The sequence below is a fragment of the Paenibacillus terrigena DSM 21567 genome, assembly GCF_000374845.1.
In the GTDB taxonomy this organism is placed as follows: domain Bacteria; phylum Bacillota; class Bacilli; order Paenibacillales; family Paenibacillaceae; genus Paenibacillus_K; species Paenibacillus_K terrigena.
Map to the genome: position 1 here is coordinate 1 of NZ_KB895418.1, position 16,298 is coordinate 16,298.

21 protein-coding genes are annotated in these 16,298 nt (G+C 38.6%); 17 read left to right on the plus strand and 4 right to left on the minus strand.

The genetic code is table 11. The annotated features are described in order from the left end of the window. The first annotated feature begins 53 nt into the window (after window positions 1-53). The 7 genes from C558_RS0118135 (at window position 54) to C558_RS0118165 (ending at window position 4,879) form a co-directional block, all read left to right on the plus strand. Window positions 54-461, plus strand: a complete 408-nt coding sequence (locus tag C558_RS0118135) for a hypothetical protein (protein ID WP_018757704.1) — start codon at window positions 54-56, stop codon at window positions 459-461. A 367-nt stretch (window positions 462-828) separates the two neighbouring features. After that, complete coding sequence (locus tag C558_RS0118140; RefSeq protein WP_018757705.1) at window positions 829-1,407, plus strand: sigma-70 family RNA polymerase sigma factor; 579 nt, start codon at window positions 829-831, stop codon at window positions 1,405-1,407. 115 nt (window positions 1,408-1,522) lie between these two features. Further along, window positions 1,523-2,374 (plus strand): hypothetical protein, encoded by an 852-nt coding sequence (locus C558_RS0118145; RefSeq protein ID WP_156826184.1) that lies wholly within the window; start codon window positions 1,523-1,525, stop codon window positions 2,372-2,374. Between the two features lie 805 nt (window positions 2,375-3,179). After that, complete coding sequence (locus tag C558_RS0118150) at window positions 3,180-3,533, plus strand: hypothetical protein (RefSeq protein ID WP_018757707.1); 354 nt, start codon at window positions 3,180-3,182, stop codon at window positions 3,531-3,533. 153 nt (window positions 3,534-3,686) lie between these two features. Further along, complete coding sequence (locus tag C558_RS32650; RefSeq protein ID WP_018757708.1) at window positions 3,687-4,040, plus strand: hypothetical protein; 354 nt, start codon at window positions 3,687-3,689, stop codon at window positions 4,038-4,040. Between the two features lie 217 nt (window positions 4,041-4,257). Next, complete coding sequence (locus C558_RS0118160) at window positions 4,258-4,596, plus strand: P-loop NTPase family protein (RefSeq protein ID WP_018757709.1); 339 nt, start codon at window positions 4,258-4,260, stop codon at window positions 4,594-4,596. 97 nt (window positions 4,597-4,693) lie between these two features. Then, complete coding sequence (locus C558_RS0118165; protein ID WP_018757710.1) at window positions 4,694-4,879, plus strand: hypothetical protein; 186 nt, start codon at window positions 4,694-4,696, stop codon at window positions 4,877-4,879. Between the two features lie 242 nt (window positions 4,880-5,121). On the opposite strand, the gene C558_RS35215 is transcribed toward C558_RS0118165, so the two are convergent. Then, window positions 5,122-5,301, minus strand: a complete 180-nt coding sequence (locus C558_RS35215) for a tyrosine-type recombinase/integrase (RefSeq protein ID WP_083927212.1) — start codon at window positions 5,299-5,301, stop codon at window positions 5,122-5,124. Between the two features lie 397 nt (window positions 5,302-5,698). Here C558_RS35215 and C558_RS0118175 point away from each other — a divergent pair, with 397 nt between their 5' ends. Next, window positions 5,699-6,172, plus strand: a complete 474-nt coding sequence (locus C558_RS0118175; protein WP_211220780.1) for a hypothetical protein — start codon at window positions 5,699-5,701, stop codon at window positions 6,170-6,172. Window positions 6,173-6,463: 291 nt separating this feature from the next. Here the strand turns inward: C558_RS0118175 and C558_RS0118180 are convergent, their stop codons facing one another. Beyond that, window positions 6,464-7,093, minus strand: a complete 630-nt coding sequence (locus tag C558_RS0118180) for a cysteine hydrolase family protein (protein ID WP_018757713.1) — start codon at window positions 7,091-7,093, stop codon at window positions 6,464-6,466. Window positions 7,094-7,521: 428 nt separating this feature from the next. Between C558_RS0118180 and C558_RS0118185 the strand changes: the two genes are divergently transcribed. From C558_RS0118185 to C558_RS31345, 3 genes are all read left to right on the plus strand, one after another. Further along, window positions 7,522-8,223: a class I SAM-dependent methyltransferase gene (locus tag C558_RS0118185; RefSeq protein WP_018757714.1), complete on the plus strand. Its 702-nt coding sequence runs from the start codon at window positions 7,522-7,524 to the stop codon at window positions 8,221-8,223. Between the two features lie 117 nt (window positions 8,224-8,340). Then, window positions 8,341-9,375 (plus strand): serine hydrolase domain-containing protein, encoded by a 1,035-nt coding sequence (locus tag C558_RS0118190; protein ID WP_018757715.1) that lies wholly within the window; start codon window positions 8,341-8,343, stop codon window positions 9,373-9,375. 230 nt (window positions 9,376-9,605) lie between these two features. After that, window positions 9,606-10,046 (plus strand): GyrI-like domain-containing protein, encoded by a 441-nt coding sequence (locus tag C558_RS31345; protein ID WP_018757716.1) that lies wholly within the window; start codon window positions 9,606-9,608, stop codon window positions 10,044-10,046. Between the two features lie 151 nt (window positions 10,047-10,197). Here C558_RS31345 and C558_RS0118200 read toward each other — a convergent pair whose 3' ends face one another. Continuing rightward, window positions 10,198-10,539: a hypothetical protein gene (locus tag C558_RS0118200; protein ID WP_156826186.1), complete on the minus strand. Its 342-nt coding sequence runs from the start codon at window positions 10,537-10,539 to the stop codon at window positions 10,198-10,200. A gap of 88 nt (window positions 10,540-10,627) precedes the next feature. Here C558_RS0118200 and C558_RS0118205 point away from each other — a divergent pair, with 88 nt between their 5' ends. Together C558_RS0118205 and C558_RS33245 are read left to right on the plus strand one after the other, a co-directional pair. Continuing rightward, window positions 10,628-10,954: a DUF5713 family protein gene (locus tag C558_RS0118205; protein ID WP_018757718.1), complete on the plus strand. Its 327-nt coding sequence runs from the start codon at window positions 10,628-10,630 to the stop codon at window positions 10,952-10,954. Window positions 10,955-11,020: 66 nt separating this feature from the next. Next, window positions 11,021-11,746 carry an Imm51 family immunity protein gene (locus tag C558_RS33245; protein ID WP_018757719.1) on the plus strand — a complete coding sequence of 242 codons (726 nt, stop codon included), beginning with the start codon at window positions 11,021-11,023 and terminating at the stop codon, window positions 11,744-11,746. Window positions 11,747-11,950: 204 nt separating this feature from the next. On the opposite strand, the gene C558_RS0118215 is transcribed toward C558_RS33245, so the two are convergent. Then, on the minus strand, window positions 11,951-12,523 hold the full coding sequence (locus tag C558_RS0118215; protein ID WP_018757720.1) for a hypothetical protein: 573 nt from the start codon (window positions 12,521-12,523) through the stop codon (window positions 11,951-11,953). 414 nt (window positions 12,524-12,937) lie between these two features. On the opposite strand from C558_RS0118215, the gene C558_RS31355 reads away from it, so the two are divergent. From C558_RS31355 to C558_RS0118230, 4 genes are all read left to right on the plus strand, one after another. Further along, the gene (locus tag C558_RS31355; protein ID WP_018757721.1) at window positions 12,938-13,426 is read left to right on the plus strand and encodes a hypothetical protein; all 489 of its coding nucleotides are present in this window, start codon (window positions 12,938-12,940) and stop codon (window positions 13,424-13,426) included. A 498-nt stretch (window positions 13,427-13,924) separates the two neighbouring features. After that, window positions 13,925-14,065, plus strand: a complete 141-nt coding sequence (locus C558_RS34755) for a DUF6262 family protein (protein WP_245583842.1) — start codon at window positions 13,925-13,927, stop codon at window positions 14,063-14,065. 151 nt (window positions 14,066-14,216) lie between these two features. After that, complete coding sequence (locus C558_RS0118225) at window positions 14,217-15,131, plus strand: phosphotransferase (RefSeq protein WP_018757722.1); 915 nt, start codon at window positions 14,217-14,219, stop codon at window positions 15,129-15,131. Window positions 15,132-15,490: 359 nt separating this feature from the next. Next, window positions 15,491-16,294, plus strand: coding sequence for a copper amine oxidase N-terminal domain-containing protein (locus C558_RS0118230; protein WP_018757723.1), 804 nt, complete (start codon window positions 15,491-15,493; stop codon window positions 16,292-16,294). The last annotated feature ends 4 nt before the right edge of the window (window positions 16,295-16,298 follow it).

Below are 16,298 nucleotides of genomic sequence, written 5' to 3' on the forward strand. Positions count from 1 at the left end.
ACGTTATAGGAAATCGGCATATTATTTTATAAAAAATATAGTGAGGTTCATCAATGAAGAAAAGAGTGATAGTGAAACTATTAACATCTTTAATTTCAAGTATTATTATGGCCATTGGCTGCGCTCTTATCTTTTTTGGATATGAGGATTTTTGGTCCATTAGTCTATTTTGTTCAGTAATTTTTGTGATTATCTATTCAGTGATCGGAGTTCCAGTATCAATCTTAATTGATATGTATTTCTCAAGGATAAAAATGATAAGTAAGTTCAAGAGAACACTATTATTGGCCTTCTTATATGTTTTCAGTGGAGTAGTATCAACAATTATTTTCTATGCAATATCTAGAAGAGAACGCTATAGTAGACTTTTTGAAAAAGAGATGATCATGTTTTATGAAATTGGAATTGTAGGGTCATTGTTATTTTTAATTGTTGAAAGAGTAATTAGAAGAATACGTTAGTATTCCAAGAAGATGCCGACATCCTATAACACTGTGTTCACGCTTCGTGCCGGGCATTCGCCGTCCCTCGGGATTAAACTAACGGGACACTATAGTTCAATTTCATCAAGGCTGCCACATGGCAGCCTTTTCTCAACTAACGGGCAGATTAGTAATACAAAACATGGAAATTAATGATACAATGTCCAAGCTCAACAATATAGAGAATTATAGCTACAAGAACGGTGAGAGCACATTTACTGCCGATGTTCAGGGAGGCAAATTTACAGTTTAAAGAAAGTAGTGGAATATTTTTCACGCCTAGTGAACCTTTTGTGCGGGTGGGAACCAATATCTAGTGTAATTCGTGAATGGAGGCCGGCCCCCAATGAATGAACAAGATTTGCGACCTTGGCTCATCCGGATGAGTCAAGGCGATGAGGAAGCGCTGCAGGTTGTATTCGAAGCTACACGCGCACATACGTACAGGATGGTTTACTTTCTGGCTGCGAATAAACAAGATACCGATGACATGGTGAGTGAAGTATATTTGGAATTGATTCGCTGTATGTCTAATTACAATCGAGAGCAGCCCTTCATGCCATGGTTCAATGGCCTCATAGTCCGTCAAGTACGCAATTGGAAGCGTCGAATCAGGAGAAGCCTTCGCCTCATGGAGAGAGTTAAGATATCGGACCAACTTGCCGTATCTCCGTATAAAGCAGATCCTCTCGACGTTGTTCATGACGGACTGGAGCTGCTGCCAGTTGTGAATCATTTATCTCATAAGCTCAGAGAAGTGATTGTCCTTCGGTATTATCAAGATTACACCTTAGAAGCGATTGCTCAACTATTAAATATTCCCTTGGGTACGGTAAAGTCCAGACATCGTCTGGCGCTAGCAAAATTACGGAAGCACGTATCGCACACCATAGAGGAAAGAGGGGAGTCTACCTATGTCCATTGAAGAGAAGCTAAGACATGAGTATCTACAGGAAGCTAGGCGTATAAAGACTACCCATTCCCTCGACAGACATGTTCTGGACATCTACCGCAAGGAGATGAATAGGGGGATGGTCAATATGGTACGAAAAAAGAAACTGCCAAGGATTGCTATAGCATTGCTCATTGTGGGATTGCTCTCCGGGTTTGCTTATGTAGGAGGAAAACTGCTATTCCAAGAAAATCAAGGTCCTTGGCAAGTTGAATACCGGACGAGTGCGGACAATTTTCAGCTGCAGCATATTACGCCGGAACAAATTCGAAGCAAGATGGCTGAAGTAAAGTCGACATTGGTAACAGGGGAAGCTGCGGTCATTTATTTTGCCGATTTAGAAAGAGAGGTGAATTTCAGTATGGGTCCGCTGCTTGGAGTGAAACAACCGGAGAAGTTAACGGATTGGAATCAATGGTTAAAGCGGCTGCAGGAGCAGCATATTTCCGTCCCGATCCCCGAAGTGCTCCCCGGCCCATTTCACTTTGAGGCGGGCCAATTGGGCAGCCCGTTAGGAGGAGACTTGGACGAAGAAGGATTGAACATGCTGGATCAATTAAGGCAGGAAAGCCAAGAGACCGGGAACAGCATCGTATGGCGTAAGGTTCCGGATCATAAACCATTGGTGGATTCCTATTCATTTATCTATCAAAATGAGGGCAGGGAACGATTGTTTGTTAGACTAATACCGTCACCCCCTGAGAACATTTTGATTAAAGCGACACTTCCGGAGTCAACAACCTATGAGGAAGTAACTGTTGGCAGTGTCAAGGCTCACTATATAAGTCATGAATACAGTATCTATAGTGAATCGAACCATTATAAAGAGATGACGTGGATACAGACCAACGGGGATCAGAGCTATCTAGTAGGAGTAAGTTCAGATTCCCCCGACGTCACCAAAGACCAGCTTATTCAAGCCGCCGAAAGTATCCAATAGAACAAAACAGCGCCGTTTCCTTTAGGAGCCGGTGCTGTTTGTCCAAATACAAGAGTTTATAAGTTTCACAAATAAACTGTCCTTGTATTTCCCCCTTAAACGCTTGTCGTCCATGCAAGGACGCCGCAGGCGTTTATGCTTGTGTTACTATCTGTGCGTTCCTGAACTGCTAAAGTCGTCATACGATGACTTATCGGCATCATAGTACAGAAAACTCAAGACATCCTGGGACTTTGCTATGACACTCAGCAGAGGAGAGAGGTCTTTAAATACGCAATCGCGGTAGAAACCGATGCAGTAGCGGTAGACAACGAGTTTGAATTTATCCAGATTCCAGCAGCCACGTAGGCCGTTTTTAACTCCATCGGTCCAATTGCCTGGAGCAATCCAAGAGGTTTGGGGCCGTATCTACCAGGAATGGTTCCCATCAACATAGCTATATCCACCGGGAGATACGATGTCCGAAGATTATCGCTGTGAGGTATGGATTTCAATTGTAAAGAAATAAAGATGAAGTCGAGTGTCCTGAAGATTAAGACAACTTTTAGGGCTTAAAGATGTTTGTTGGAAGGACACTATAGCTTAATAAATAACTAAAACATGGCTGCCGGCACGTACGGCAGCCATGTTGCACTAACGGGCAGGATAATGTAATATTCCATCATGCAACCGGCGAAATATTTGCTTGCATGTTCAGTTCTTGGGTAAATTAGCTCAATAAATTCTATAAATAAGATTATCTATGGTATAATATGTTAATTTATTTTAAAAATACTAAAGCGTTATGAAATGGTGGACTAAACGAATGGAACGTACAATTCAATTAATGGAAACCCATTTAAATATCGATCTTGGAAATCCGCCCTTTTTAAAATTAGATAACGGGTTGCAAATTCCATACTCTTCGATTAAGGGGATAACAACAGGTAGACCCATACCAAATGCTTTCAAGCTTTATGGTTTTTCTTTTGGAGGAACAAGAAATGGATTATTTAGATTCAATGGAGGTTATCATCTCTACTTTTTTAATAATGAGGTTGATACCCTTCATTTTGACTTGAATAATTTTCTTGTTGGTAAATTTAAAATATCAAAGTTAATCATTGATGTTAAAAACCCTGAAGAAATAAGTAAAACTATCTCCGAAAGATTGACGTGATAGTTCAATACCGAAAGGTCTACCGCACTGGCTTTTCTCAACTAACGGGCAGGATAACGTAACAAATTAGTTTCCTTTTCGTTTAATAATATATGAACTTCATTAATACTCGAGGGAGGGGTTCCAATAAAAGGAGTTCTAATATGTTTATTCATGGTTATTTTTTTATCTGGTTGTTTAGATAGCTCCTCTATTTTATTTACTGGTGAAAGTAAGAACTGGTCAGCAAGCTATGCCGTTACGAACCTCAATGGTGAGATTCAAAATTACACATTAACATTATCATACAAAGGGGACAACTCTTCTGAAGTAGGTAAAGTCAAATATAAATTTTCTAAATCATCAGGTGGAGGAAGTGGAGAAACAGAATTGTCAGGGCACAAAGAAATCATTCATAAATCTGTGAGTAATGGTGCTGTTCCGCAGAAAGACGAAATAATCAATGCTACTGTCGAGTGGAAAGGTATTAAAGAAGAGATACAGCTTTCAACAAACGGGACACGATAGTTGAATCATGATACAGAGGCAGCTGGTCAAACGATCAGCTGCCGTTTTCATTGAAGTAACGGGCAGTTTAATATAGTCAAAGGTATATTAGAGGAACAAAAATTCTTTACTACAATGTTTAAAAAGGTTAAAATTACCACAAATGCTAAAAAAAGAATACTGGTGATTAATAACTTATTAATTTATGGTAAGGCAATAGCAACTTAAGGAGTATATTATGATACATAAATTGATTATGATAGAAGGTCTTCTTGGTTCAGGGAAATCAATAACTGGGCAAAAATTAGCTAGCGAATTGAGAAAGAATAATGTGCCCGCAAAATGGTATTATGAGGATGAGTTGGAACACCCTACTGACCATCAATGTGAGGCATGTTTTACATATGATGAGTATAATGCATTTCTTAATTCAATTGATGCAAACACCCGCATAATTGTTGAAAGAAACGAACGGAGATTAGACGATTATTATTTGATAAATTATCACAGATTAGATCAGGATTTTCCCAACCTAAATATGAGTGAGCTTGTACAGAAGAAACGAAGCAGGTTATAGTTTCTATGCAATAGATCAGAACACTTTTAATATTTATTCTACTTATTTAGGGTTTACCACTGAAAAACTATTATATGATTAAGACTAAGGAGATAATATGGAACAAGAACAATTTTATTTTTTTATTTGGTTTACTCTTGCTCTAGTAAATGCTGGATTAGCACAATCTAAAAACAGAGTGGGCTCATATTGGTTTTTTATATCTTTAATAACAGGCCCCGTAGCAACTTTTATAATACTATTGATAAAAAAAAATGATACTGTAGGAAATAAACACGGATGATTACGCCCGGACTGAATCGGTAGATTATTGGAATGTATCATTTCGTAAATCGGACGTTAGACAGTCAAAACCGAGACTCAAGATTTCTAAAGAACTGTTCGGAATTACAATTGACCACTGAAAAACTTCTTTTTATTAAGGATTGGCGTGGGTAGGAGTATGGGGAATGCTATAACATCGGGAAAGAAAGACGTAGCTGGTGAAACTAGGGAATAGTCTATCTATGTTTTCATGAATCCCACTCAACCCATTTCGTGGTTATTTGCATCCTCGAGGATTTTAGCTATATCGGCTAAAGGCGGAACGTATCTCAATGTAGTTCCTAAATTTTTATGCCGCAATTGGTGCTGAATATCGACGATGTTCATACCGCCTGTTTGCATTAAATATCCTGCTGTTCTTCTAAGATCATGCGGGCGAATTGGCCTACTTAGTTTGAGTCATAGGATAGTTCAGTTAGCTATTGAATTTCGATACCAATGCCTTTAATTAAGCTAACGGGCAGTTTAGTTACATAAAGGGGATGGTGCGTAATGTTATTCTTTATTATCATTTTACTCCTGTTAAATTTAGGGCTTCTATTGCATATTAACAGCAAGATACCAAAACGTGATTTAATCGCGGAAGCATTGGAAAGAGATAAATTACGGCGTATTGAAGAAGAAAAAAATCAATCTTCGAACGTTTGATTACACTTTCATACGCTAAACTAACGGGAAACGATAGCTCAATAAAAATAGCTGGCAGGCATGCTTCGTCTAACACCGTATCTAAGCCGCGTCGCGTTCGCTCCTTGGTCTGCCGAGGTTTTTCGGAGGAGTGATTTCAGCAGACAACCCTGCACAGCAAAAATATCAGCTAATTATTTATAAATATCAATTTTTAAAGGAGGATTGTAAAGCAATGAAGCTCAAACTTCTATTGATTATCATATTAATAATAAATTTAATGGGATGTTCTCAGTCAAATACATTAGATACGGAAGAGAAAGTTCAAGAAAGAATTACCATGTACCTAGAGGCGATTGAAAGAAATGATATTGATAAGATGGTTAAGTATGCAGATGACCTAAGATTTCCAGATAAGAACAAACAAAAGACGGAATATAAAAGTATAAGTCAAAAAATTGAGAAAACATCAATAAAAGATTTAAGACAAATAAATGATAAGGAGTATAGTGTCACAATAACATGTGAAGTTGATGGCGAAGCGGATGAATTTATATTTCCAATTAAGTATGAAAACCAGGATTGGAGAATTATAGTAGGACAGGAAAGACGGGAATACGGATAAATAAAGGACTCTCTCAATTATTAAGCTAACGGGACACGATAGTTGAATACTATACATTGATGAGCAGACTGCCGCAGTCTGCTCATTTTATTAAACTAACGGGCAGTTTAGTTGAAGAATGGAAATGGCTCCTTTATGTTTGTGCAAAGCAAGAATAACCCCTCCGAATAGATTAGAGGGGGGTTGTGCTATCTAAATTCATCCGTTATTCCAAGCCCTTATTCTGACCAAGCAACTACTTGGTGACAGTTCGAACAAGTTGTATAGGAAATTACCATTGGGGATACTGATTTATAAGTTTGAAATAGCCTCCTGTGTCGTCCAAGTAGCACTGGCAAATGCTTTATAATTGGTAACGGCAGCTTGAAAATCCTCTTCACTAATTGTTGCGGTGGCATCGTATACAACAGCTGTTTCAAAACCAGTTTCGATTAGATGCCTCATATGTGACTCTACACAAACGTTGGAAAGCACCCCTGCAATAATTATCTTCTCTTTTCTATGTTGTCGTAACTGATATTCCAAGTCATTTGTTTGTGGGCTGGCAACCTTGTGAGGAGTTGCAATGACGGTTCTTCTATCAAAAATATAAGGTTTGAAAGAATGAACAAAATCAGCTCCAAATGACGGTGGTGTGTACGCATTTGCCACTTGATACATTCTAAGACCTAATAGCATATTTTGTTCATTTCCTGTAAATTGCCAGCCATAATCATGAGGGTATAAATAATGGGGCGATATGAAAAGTTGGTATCCCTTATTCATGGCAGTTCTCATTAATAGTTCAAGGTTTTGTATAGTATTGTTTCGTTCAATAGTTCCTTTAGTCAGATGATAGCCTCTTCCCCCAGGACTCATAAAGTCATTTTGTGGGTCTGTGATTACAATAGCAGTATTATTGGGATGTGGTTTAAACGGCAAATTACTTACCTCCCTCGCAGCATAAGCTTGCGGAAATGTTTGCATCCTGTTCAGGGAAGATAGAGAAGTTGTTTTCTAAAAAAGTTCAGCATTGACACGACAGCTGCACCGAACAAGTACATAGTCATTAAAAACTCTATAGGCATCTATATGTATTTGTAGTTTGTTTGGTTCCCTTTGTTATAGAAATTAGTGTGCAACTTTGACGAATTGTTTCAAGAAGGTATGCTAACGGGTAACATGTGCGCAGGAGCTGCTCTAACGCGGCTCTTTATTGCTCATTGAAGTAACGGGCAGGTTAGTTTAGTCATGCGATACCAAATAGTTATAGGAAAATCCTATTAGAAGTATAGATATTATATATTATTTTAATGAACTGAATTGATATATTATTTGTATTGTAATGGAATTAATTGGAGGTGTGTGCAGTGGGTGACAGCAAAAATAATGATGTTGTTCTAAAGTTTAATCAAGTCGCGAATGCGTATGACAAGCAACGTAGGAATCTTATTCCCTGTTTTGATGATTTTTATGGTATAGCAGTTTCAATTGCTGAGACAGGAAACGAGACTCCAAATATTTTAGATTTAGGTGCTGGTACGGGATTATTGTCATCTTTGATGCTAAAAAAATATCCGAAAGCAAACCTCACTTTGATTGATATTTCTGAAAAGATGATAGAAGTAGCTAAATCGAGATTTGATGGTATGGATAATGTAAAATACATTGTCGATGATTATACAAATTTTGTTTATGAAAATAAGTTCGATTTTATTGTGTCTGCCCTTTCTATACATCATCTTCTAGATGAAGAAAAAAAGGTGCTATACAAAAACACTTTTCAGAGTTTGCAGGAAGGTGGGGTGTTCATAAATGCCGACCAAATTCTTGGTAACACAATGTTTCTCGATTCATTATATAAAAACGATTGGAAAAGAAAAGTAGAGTCCAGTGAACTATCAAGAGAAGAGATTGCTTCTGCGTATGAACGAACTAAACTTGATAAAATGGCAAATTTAGAAAGTCAGATAGGATGGTTGAAAGAGATTGGTTTTTCGGATGTAGACTATATATATAAGTATTATAATTTTGTTGTCTTGTACGGCAGGAAAATTGACAGACATGATTGAACTAACGGGCAGGATAGTTCAAAAGTTTCGCGAATACCCTACATATGGAATTGTTTACGAAGTTCGTGAATAAGACGTTAGGCGAAACCACCTTTAAAAATTGAAAGGAAACTTCAAATGATAATTTCAAAAGAATTAGAAAAATTACTAGATATTGAAACAGAAATCTCAAAATTCTCAGGTTCAATATTAATAAAGAGAGAAGGAAATGATCTTTTTAAATCTAGCTACGATTATGCAGATCGAAGAGAGCTAATTAAAAATACAATGGACACTAGATTCACGGTGGCTTCAGGTTCTAAAATATTTACAGCAGTAGCGATATGCCAACTTGTGGAACGAGGACTTATTACTTTTGACACATTAATTAAAGAGTGCATAGATATTTCATTTTCAACATTCAGTAGTGATATTACAATCCATCATTTACTCACCCACACTTCGGGTATACCTGACTATTTTGATGAAGAATTCATGACGGATTATGAAAAATTATGGGAGAATTATCCGATGTATCGGGTGCTTGCTTCTAAAGACTTTTTGCCCTTGTTTCAAGAAAAAGAAATGAAGTTTCAACCTGGTGAACGATTCTCATACTGTAATGCTGGATTTATTCTGCTTGGCCTAATTGTTGAGCAAATAAGTGGTATGAATTTTATAACATATATCCAAAGAAATATTTTAGATGTGTGTGATATGAGAGATTCTGGATACTTCCGAATGGATCAGTTACCTAATCGAACAGCAATAGGATACATTGAGGATCAAAAAAGTAAAGAATGGAGAACGAATATATATTCAGTGCCTATCATCGGTGGAGCGGATGGAGGGGCATATACTACAAATTATGATTTAAATAACTTCTGGTCAGGACTTATAGGTCATAAATTATTAAATGAGGAAACAACCTTAAGAATGTTGTCGCCACAAGTCGAAACAGATAATTTTCAAAATTATGGTTACGGCGTTTGGATGACTATTATTGGTGACGAAATATTTAAGTATTATGTTATGGGTGGTGAACCAGGTGCAATGATGGTCTCTTCAATATATGTCAAGAGTAGTATTAGAGCACATGTCATGAGTAATAAATCAAATGGAACAGCAGAAATACCAGGTAAAATTGATGAATTAATTTATAATATAGAATAATCAAAGGCAAATGGCATCGCCTAACAAAGTATTCACGCTGCTCGGCTATCGCCGCTTGGTCTGCAGAAGTATTTTCGGAGTAGCTGAGTCAGCAGCAGACAACCCTGCACTGGCTAAGTCCGTCGGACCCGCTCGCTTTCGCTCACTTAAGCCAGTGAGGGTTCGCGAATACACAAACGTTAGCTGAAACACCACGAAACTTATAAAACCAAAAAAGACGGAGGTATTACATGAAACCTGAGGTTTATGAATTTCAAGAGAAGAAAGTAATTGGAGTTGGAAACATAGGTAATCCTATAAACCCTGGAGATGTTTGGCCTGCTTTATTTTCCAGAATTCAAGAAATTCGTAGTCGTAAGAATACTCTTGAAACTCTTGGAGTAATTAAGAGAAATGAACACGGGTATTTACATGGGGTAGAAGTTGAACAATTGATAGAAATTCCAGAAGGTATGTTTTCTTATGTTATACCAGCTGGCCAGTATATTGGAATGACCCATAAAGGGCCAATAAGTAAGATTGGTGAAACATTTCAAATTCTTATCAGCTGGCTAGCCTCAAATAATTATGAACAACATGACATTGTATGTTTTGAAGTCTATGATGGAAGATTTAAGGACGAAGATCCTGAAAGTGAATTTGATTCATACATTCAAATTAAAGATTTGTGAGGGTTTAATCAAAGAAGTGTGGTGCATCAGCTAACATCGCATTCCCGCATCGTGGCATTTGTCCCTCGGGATTGAACTAACGGGACACTATAGTTCAATAAACACTTTCAAAGACTGTCGGTATGATCGGTAGTCTTTGTTCACCTAACGGTCAGTTTAGTTGAAGATTAATTGCGGTGAACCGTACCATAAGTGACGGCGAAAAATTTTCGCCGGAGATGGAACAATTGGACGCAGCCGAAACCTTTGCTGCTCCCCCGTCTCCCGAATTTCCATCTACACCTGTGCAGCCACTGTGCTGATGATGTAGGGCATAAGCCTTTCCTCCAGACAGTTCAGGTAGCAGTGTCATTATCAACAGAACAACCAGAACACAAGCCATAAGCTGTGTTACCTTTTTACGCATTCTTTTTTCTCCTTCATAGGGTACTTCTCCGATAAAATTCATTCTTGCTTCAAACAATCCCTCTACTATTTCATCCAGATGGGCCAATAGAACGTGCTTTCCCTTATGATTGACACAGAAAAAGTAAAAGCGGTAAAGTTATCCTATTCTAGCCATGTTATTGGAGGATCATTTCATGAAAAAACTAAGTTCTGATTTTGAATATTTAAAAGATATGTATATTGATGGATACTTCCCTAATTTTCTTGTGGATAAAGTCAAAGCTGAACTAGTTAAAGTTGTTGAATTTTTGGAACAAGGTAATCAAGATATCGAGGAAATTCAATCAAAGCTTAATTCCGCCATCAATGCAATCAATGATCTTGCAGAAGAGTTTGACGAAAATGAAAGCGAAATTGAAACAGTTGGCAGAGAATCAATTGCACAAACTGTTGAAGATATTTTAGCCTTTTTTGGTATCGAAATAGATACAGAAGTAGCCATTCGTGAACGTGATTGGTAGTTTGTTAGGGAAATATAATGCTATTGAAATCATTATTTGATTAAAGTTAGAGGAGAGAATACAAAGATGGATAAGGATCTATTGAAACAGCTCACTCTTTGGCATAACAAGAACCAGTATGAGAAAATCATTATAAAAATTAAGGAAATACCCGAAGCAGAAAGGGACTATGACTTGGTTTGCCATTTGGGAAGAGCATTGAATAATCAAGATAATTATAATGAAGCTATCAAATGTTTTTTATCTGTGCAAGAGCAAGGCGAGCTCGACCCTCTTTGGCATTTTCGAATAGGATATGCTTATTACTACCTTAAACAGTATAAGGAAGCGAGCATTGCTTTTAAACAATCTTTTGCACTAGACCCTGAAGATTCACAAGCCAGTATGTTTTTAGAAATGAGTCTCAATCGCGCTGGTATTATGAACGTTGAACAAGATGAGACGTGGTTAGAAGTTGTAGAAAAAATAGAACCTTTTAGGTTAGTTGCGCATGATAGTGGAAGCATATCTTTCATTATTAATGTTGGTAAATATAAGCATGAAATTTTTCAAACAAGAGCTGAAGATGGATTTGAGGGCAATGGCTATGATTGGGGTTCATTAGCAGCCGTGTTTCTTGAAGAAAAAATGCCTCACTTAGTTGATATCATACGATTTGACCCGGAAGCTGATATGTTCGCTGCTTATACAGACAATAAGGAAGCAATATTTAGTTTTGCAATCACCTTTAAGGAAGCATGTGAAGATGACTCATTAATAAGAGACCTATTTTCACGAGCTGTATTAGATTGATTGGAAATATCAAGGTACAACAGTATTCTTTGTTGCATCGAAATGACATTACCCGATATTAATCCTTAATTGTAGCGAGTTATTTTATTATCGGATCAAGTTTGTGTCATTTCCCAATGAGACAAACTTGATCCGATTCTCGTTATGCGACTTCGTATCATTTAATTATCTCACAATAAGGGAATTGATTTATTTTGAAAATGCTTAATCGGTACGGTGTCCAATAGAGTTAAGATAATACTCCTCCCATGAGCCTTTCATATTACGACTATGCGGGTTATGTGGGATAATAATCTTTGATGTAGGTAAACAATAACGATTTTTGTATTCATGTTTGTCCATAACATAGCTATTCTGGATGCCTGGTATATTTATCAACTTTCTTTGCAAAGCGGAATAGAACCTTTGTATATTCTTATCTGGCTGCTTTTGGATTTGTCTGAGGTGAATTTGTTCACGCGTTTTTTCAGTCTCAACTCCGCCGTTTCCTTCAACGGTAAAGGGCGCTATTTCAGGTGTATAAAATGTTCCGAACTCTTTAACACTGTCTACATTTAGAAATGGATAACACGAGAAATAAAAGCTGTAATAATTCGGATCATAGAAATGTTTTATAAATGTTTCTGGATCATTCTCATCATACACATCTACTTTTCTTTCGCCCGGTTTATCGCCTATCATTTCTACATACGCAGAAACGTTATATTTTTTCATAAGATCATTACTGTAATGAAAAAAATCATCTATTGGAATTGATATCCAAAAGTAAATTGCCACACCTCATTCACCACCTGAAATATAATTTTATTTCATCATCATTATACACCGACATATACCTTTATAGAGGTGAAGAGCGTATGGGAACATGGAGTGCTGAGGTTTTTGGTAATGACACCTCGTGTGAGATCAAGGAATATTTCTATGAGCAGTACAATCGGGGTTCCGAAGTTACTCAAATTGTAAGTATGTAAACCCAACGCTTACTATCTACAGTTGGCATTGGAGTTCAATACAATCTTGCTTATCCTCAGTTCGCCATCTCTATGAAAAGGCATTGCTACACTGGAAGCAAAATGAAGACCTATACAGTGAAAAAGTTTCTAAGGAAACGATTACTAGATTAAATAGCTTATTAGTCCTCAACAAGTAGCTGTATATATTAGTAACTTAAGATATAAAGGGGGATTTATTATGAATATTGTTGTTTCGGAACATTGGAATCTTGAAAAGCATGAACTGCCCGGCGTTAATAGCATCATCTTTCCAAATGGCACTGTAACAATCTTAAGTTGTTACAGCGCATATAACCCCAACACAAATGAAAGTAAATTTTATTGCTCTCCCTTGTGTGACACAACCATTGAAAGCATATCAAAGTATAATGTTGAATGTTGGACGATCGTTGATGAATGGGTCAGTATTGATTATCAAGACGGGAAAATCTGTGGCGGTGATGGTCAAATGGGAAATGAAGGATTTATTACTTGTACGGATGCTGAAGACCGTTTGGTATGGGGAATATTTTTTGAAAATTCAAACCCTATAAAAAGCTTAGAAATTAAAGATAAAATCCTAATCGCTATTAATGAGCATACCGAATTACAAATTGAAATCAACTTAGAAAACCTCACCCAAATTAAAATGACTTCCATAAAACCCAAAAACGAGCCAACTAATTGATGAAACAAATACCAAGCACGAAATTTCCTAATATAGAGTACTCACCTGGCTCCTGCCATTTTCTCGATCCATGGATCGATTCGATCCGTGATTTGGACTGGCCATCCTTGAGGGGGGCCTAAAAACTTGCCGTTAAAGACAGTGCGGAGAGCCGTATCACAAATAGTAGTAAAGCGAAAATTTCGGTACGGAAACATAGAGCAGCAATGGCTGGTAGAGGAAGGCTTGGACTTAACCATTGCCAGGTTGAAATCCGCTCCAATATTACGCTAACGGGACACGTTAGTTCAATAGCACATATTATTGAGCAGGCTGCCGAAGCCTGCTTATTTTTGTTAACCTAACGGGCAGTTATGCGCAACTTCCAAGGAATGTAAACGTTTAAATAATGTAAGGAACGGCAATTAGAATCGAACATGCACACCAAAGCAATAGAAGCTATCCGCCGCAGAAAAGGTTGATAAGGCAATCCAAAGACTTATTGAGCAACAAGGCAAGATAAACTTCAATAGCGTTTCCACAGAGTTGGGCGTCTCTAAAGCCTACCTTTATAACCATTCGGATATTCGCGAACGAATAGAAACGCTGCGCAAACAGCAAGAAGGCATGTCCTCTGCTAAACAAACGAGGAATGACTGAAACAAGCAAGGACGTTCTCATCGCTGCTAAAAACAAGCGGATATAAGAACTTCAAACTGAAAACAAACAACTGGAGAGTTCGTGACATGAAGGAAAGACCGGCTAAACCGAACGTTTCGCCGTTGTAACCGATGGAGGAGGCAGACAATTCATGGGAGGAACGAATGTATGGGATGCGGAGTGGGAGGTTAACGAAGAGCAGGCGCGGACGCTGATCGGCAGCCAATTCCCGCAGCTGTCATCGAAGCAAGTGAAGCGATTGGGCTGGGGCTGGGACAATACGGTTTTTCTCATCGGTGACGAGTACGTGTTCCGGTTTCCAAGAAGAACGATTGCAGTTGGCTCGATTCGTATGGAAGGGAAGCTGCTACCGAAGCTGGAGGCATATATGACCGTCCCCTATCCGAAACCGTTGTTTTATGGCGAAGCAAGTGACGAATACCCGGTACCATTTCTTGGCTATACCTTCGTGCCAGGAGATTTCCCCATCGGTTTGACGGAAGAACGCCGTGCTTTATCGGCAGAGACGCTGGCGAAATTTTTGCGGAGATTGCATGAGTTTCCGGTGCAGGTGGCGCTGAAGTGCGGAGTTCAGCAAGATCATCGAAGCTTGACGGACATCGCATCGCGCAAAGTGAAATTGGAGGGTTTTCTAAAAAAGGTGGTTGAACACTTGTCGCCAGAAGAGTCCGGTGCGATCGAAGCGTTTATTAGCGGGCTGCAAACGGACCGTGTCGAGGCGGTGAATGCGCTGCTACATGGCGATCTTCATTTCAAAAATATGCTGGTGAATGAGAACGGGATCGTTTCCGGCATCATTGATTGGGGCGATCTGAGCGTCGGCCATCCGGCTTGCGATTTGAGCGTTGCTTACAGTTTTTTACCACCGTACGCTCGCGGCGTGTTTTTCGAAACGTACGGAGTGGCGGACGAGGAAACGAAGCTGCTGGCGCGGCTGATAGCCGTATACATCCCTGTACTGATCTTGATGCAGGCGGTCGATGACGGGAATGAAGCGATTGCGACAGAGGCGAAATCCAACATCATGCGGGCACTGTCGGATTAGGCTCATATTTCGTTACGGCTAGGGGGCTGATGGCTATCAGCACCATTTTGTCGTTTATAAGCCGCGATAAGGTACGATTCGTCTTCTCTGATGCCGCTTTATGTTGAGGAACAAGAAATTCAACAGAGTAAGTCGTTACGCTAACGGGATACTATAGCTTAATATCTAAAATGCGGCTGCCGGTATAGATCGGTAGCCGCATTTCGCTAACGGGCAGGATAGCGCAACTTCATAACATCCATATGCGTCTAACCTGATAAAGGTAAGTAAGTGATAATTTTACAATATGAGAATGGATTGATGAGGCGGACAATTTATTGTAGGTCGAAAATTTGTTCAAACAAAGGAGTAAGAAAATAATGAAAAAAATTTTCTCAGTCATTTTCTTTGCAATGATTGTAATCATTACTGCTTCACCTACATATGCAGCAGACATACAAATCAAAGTTGAAGGCGTTACGATTGCCTCCGATGTGAAACCCGAAATGAAGAATAATCGAACTATGTTGCCACTCCGTGTAATCAGTGAAAATTTGGGTGCTAAAGTCCATTGGTCGGGTTCGGAAGTCACGCTCTCGAAAAACAGTATGAAAGTACTCTTAAAGCTGAATAGCAGTACAGCGGTGAAAAACGGTAAAACCGTGCAGCTCGATGTTAAACCATACATCAAAAATAATCGCATCATCGTTCCACTTCGCTTTATTGCAGAAACATTTGGCTGTAAGGTTGATTACAGCAACTATACCTTAATGGTCGACACCGAGCCGCTCGTTATTGATGGTGTAAAAGTGACAGCATTGCAGCAAGAATACCAAATGACGATGGGCAGCATAGTCAATCAAATCAAAGGAAATGCCAATATCGAAGCCATTTATAATAATTTTGTTGATAACAAAGGAAGCAAAGTCGAAGCTCCTTCTGATCCTACTTGGTCGGTGGCGTATGGGACGGGACAATATGATTTTTTGGATCAAGAAGGGAATAGCATCAAACGATTTGATATCTACTCTTCACCAGAAGCCGCCCCTGAGTTTCTCATTTATGATGCGACAGAAAATCAATGGTATTTGTTTAACAATGCAGCTAATAAATCTATGTATCAGTTCATTGATACCGCAACAAAGAATGGTTTTCGGACGGTTATCAGCAATAATATTCCGTAAGTGA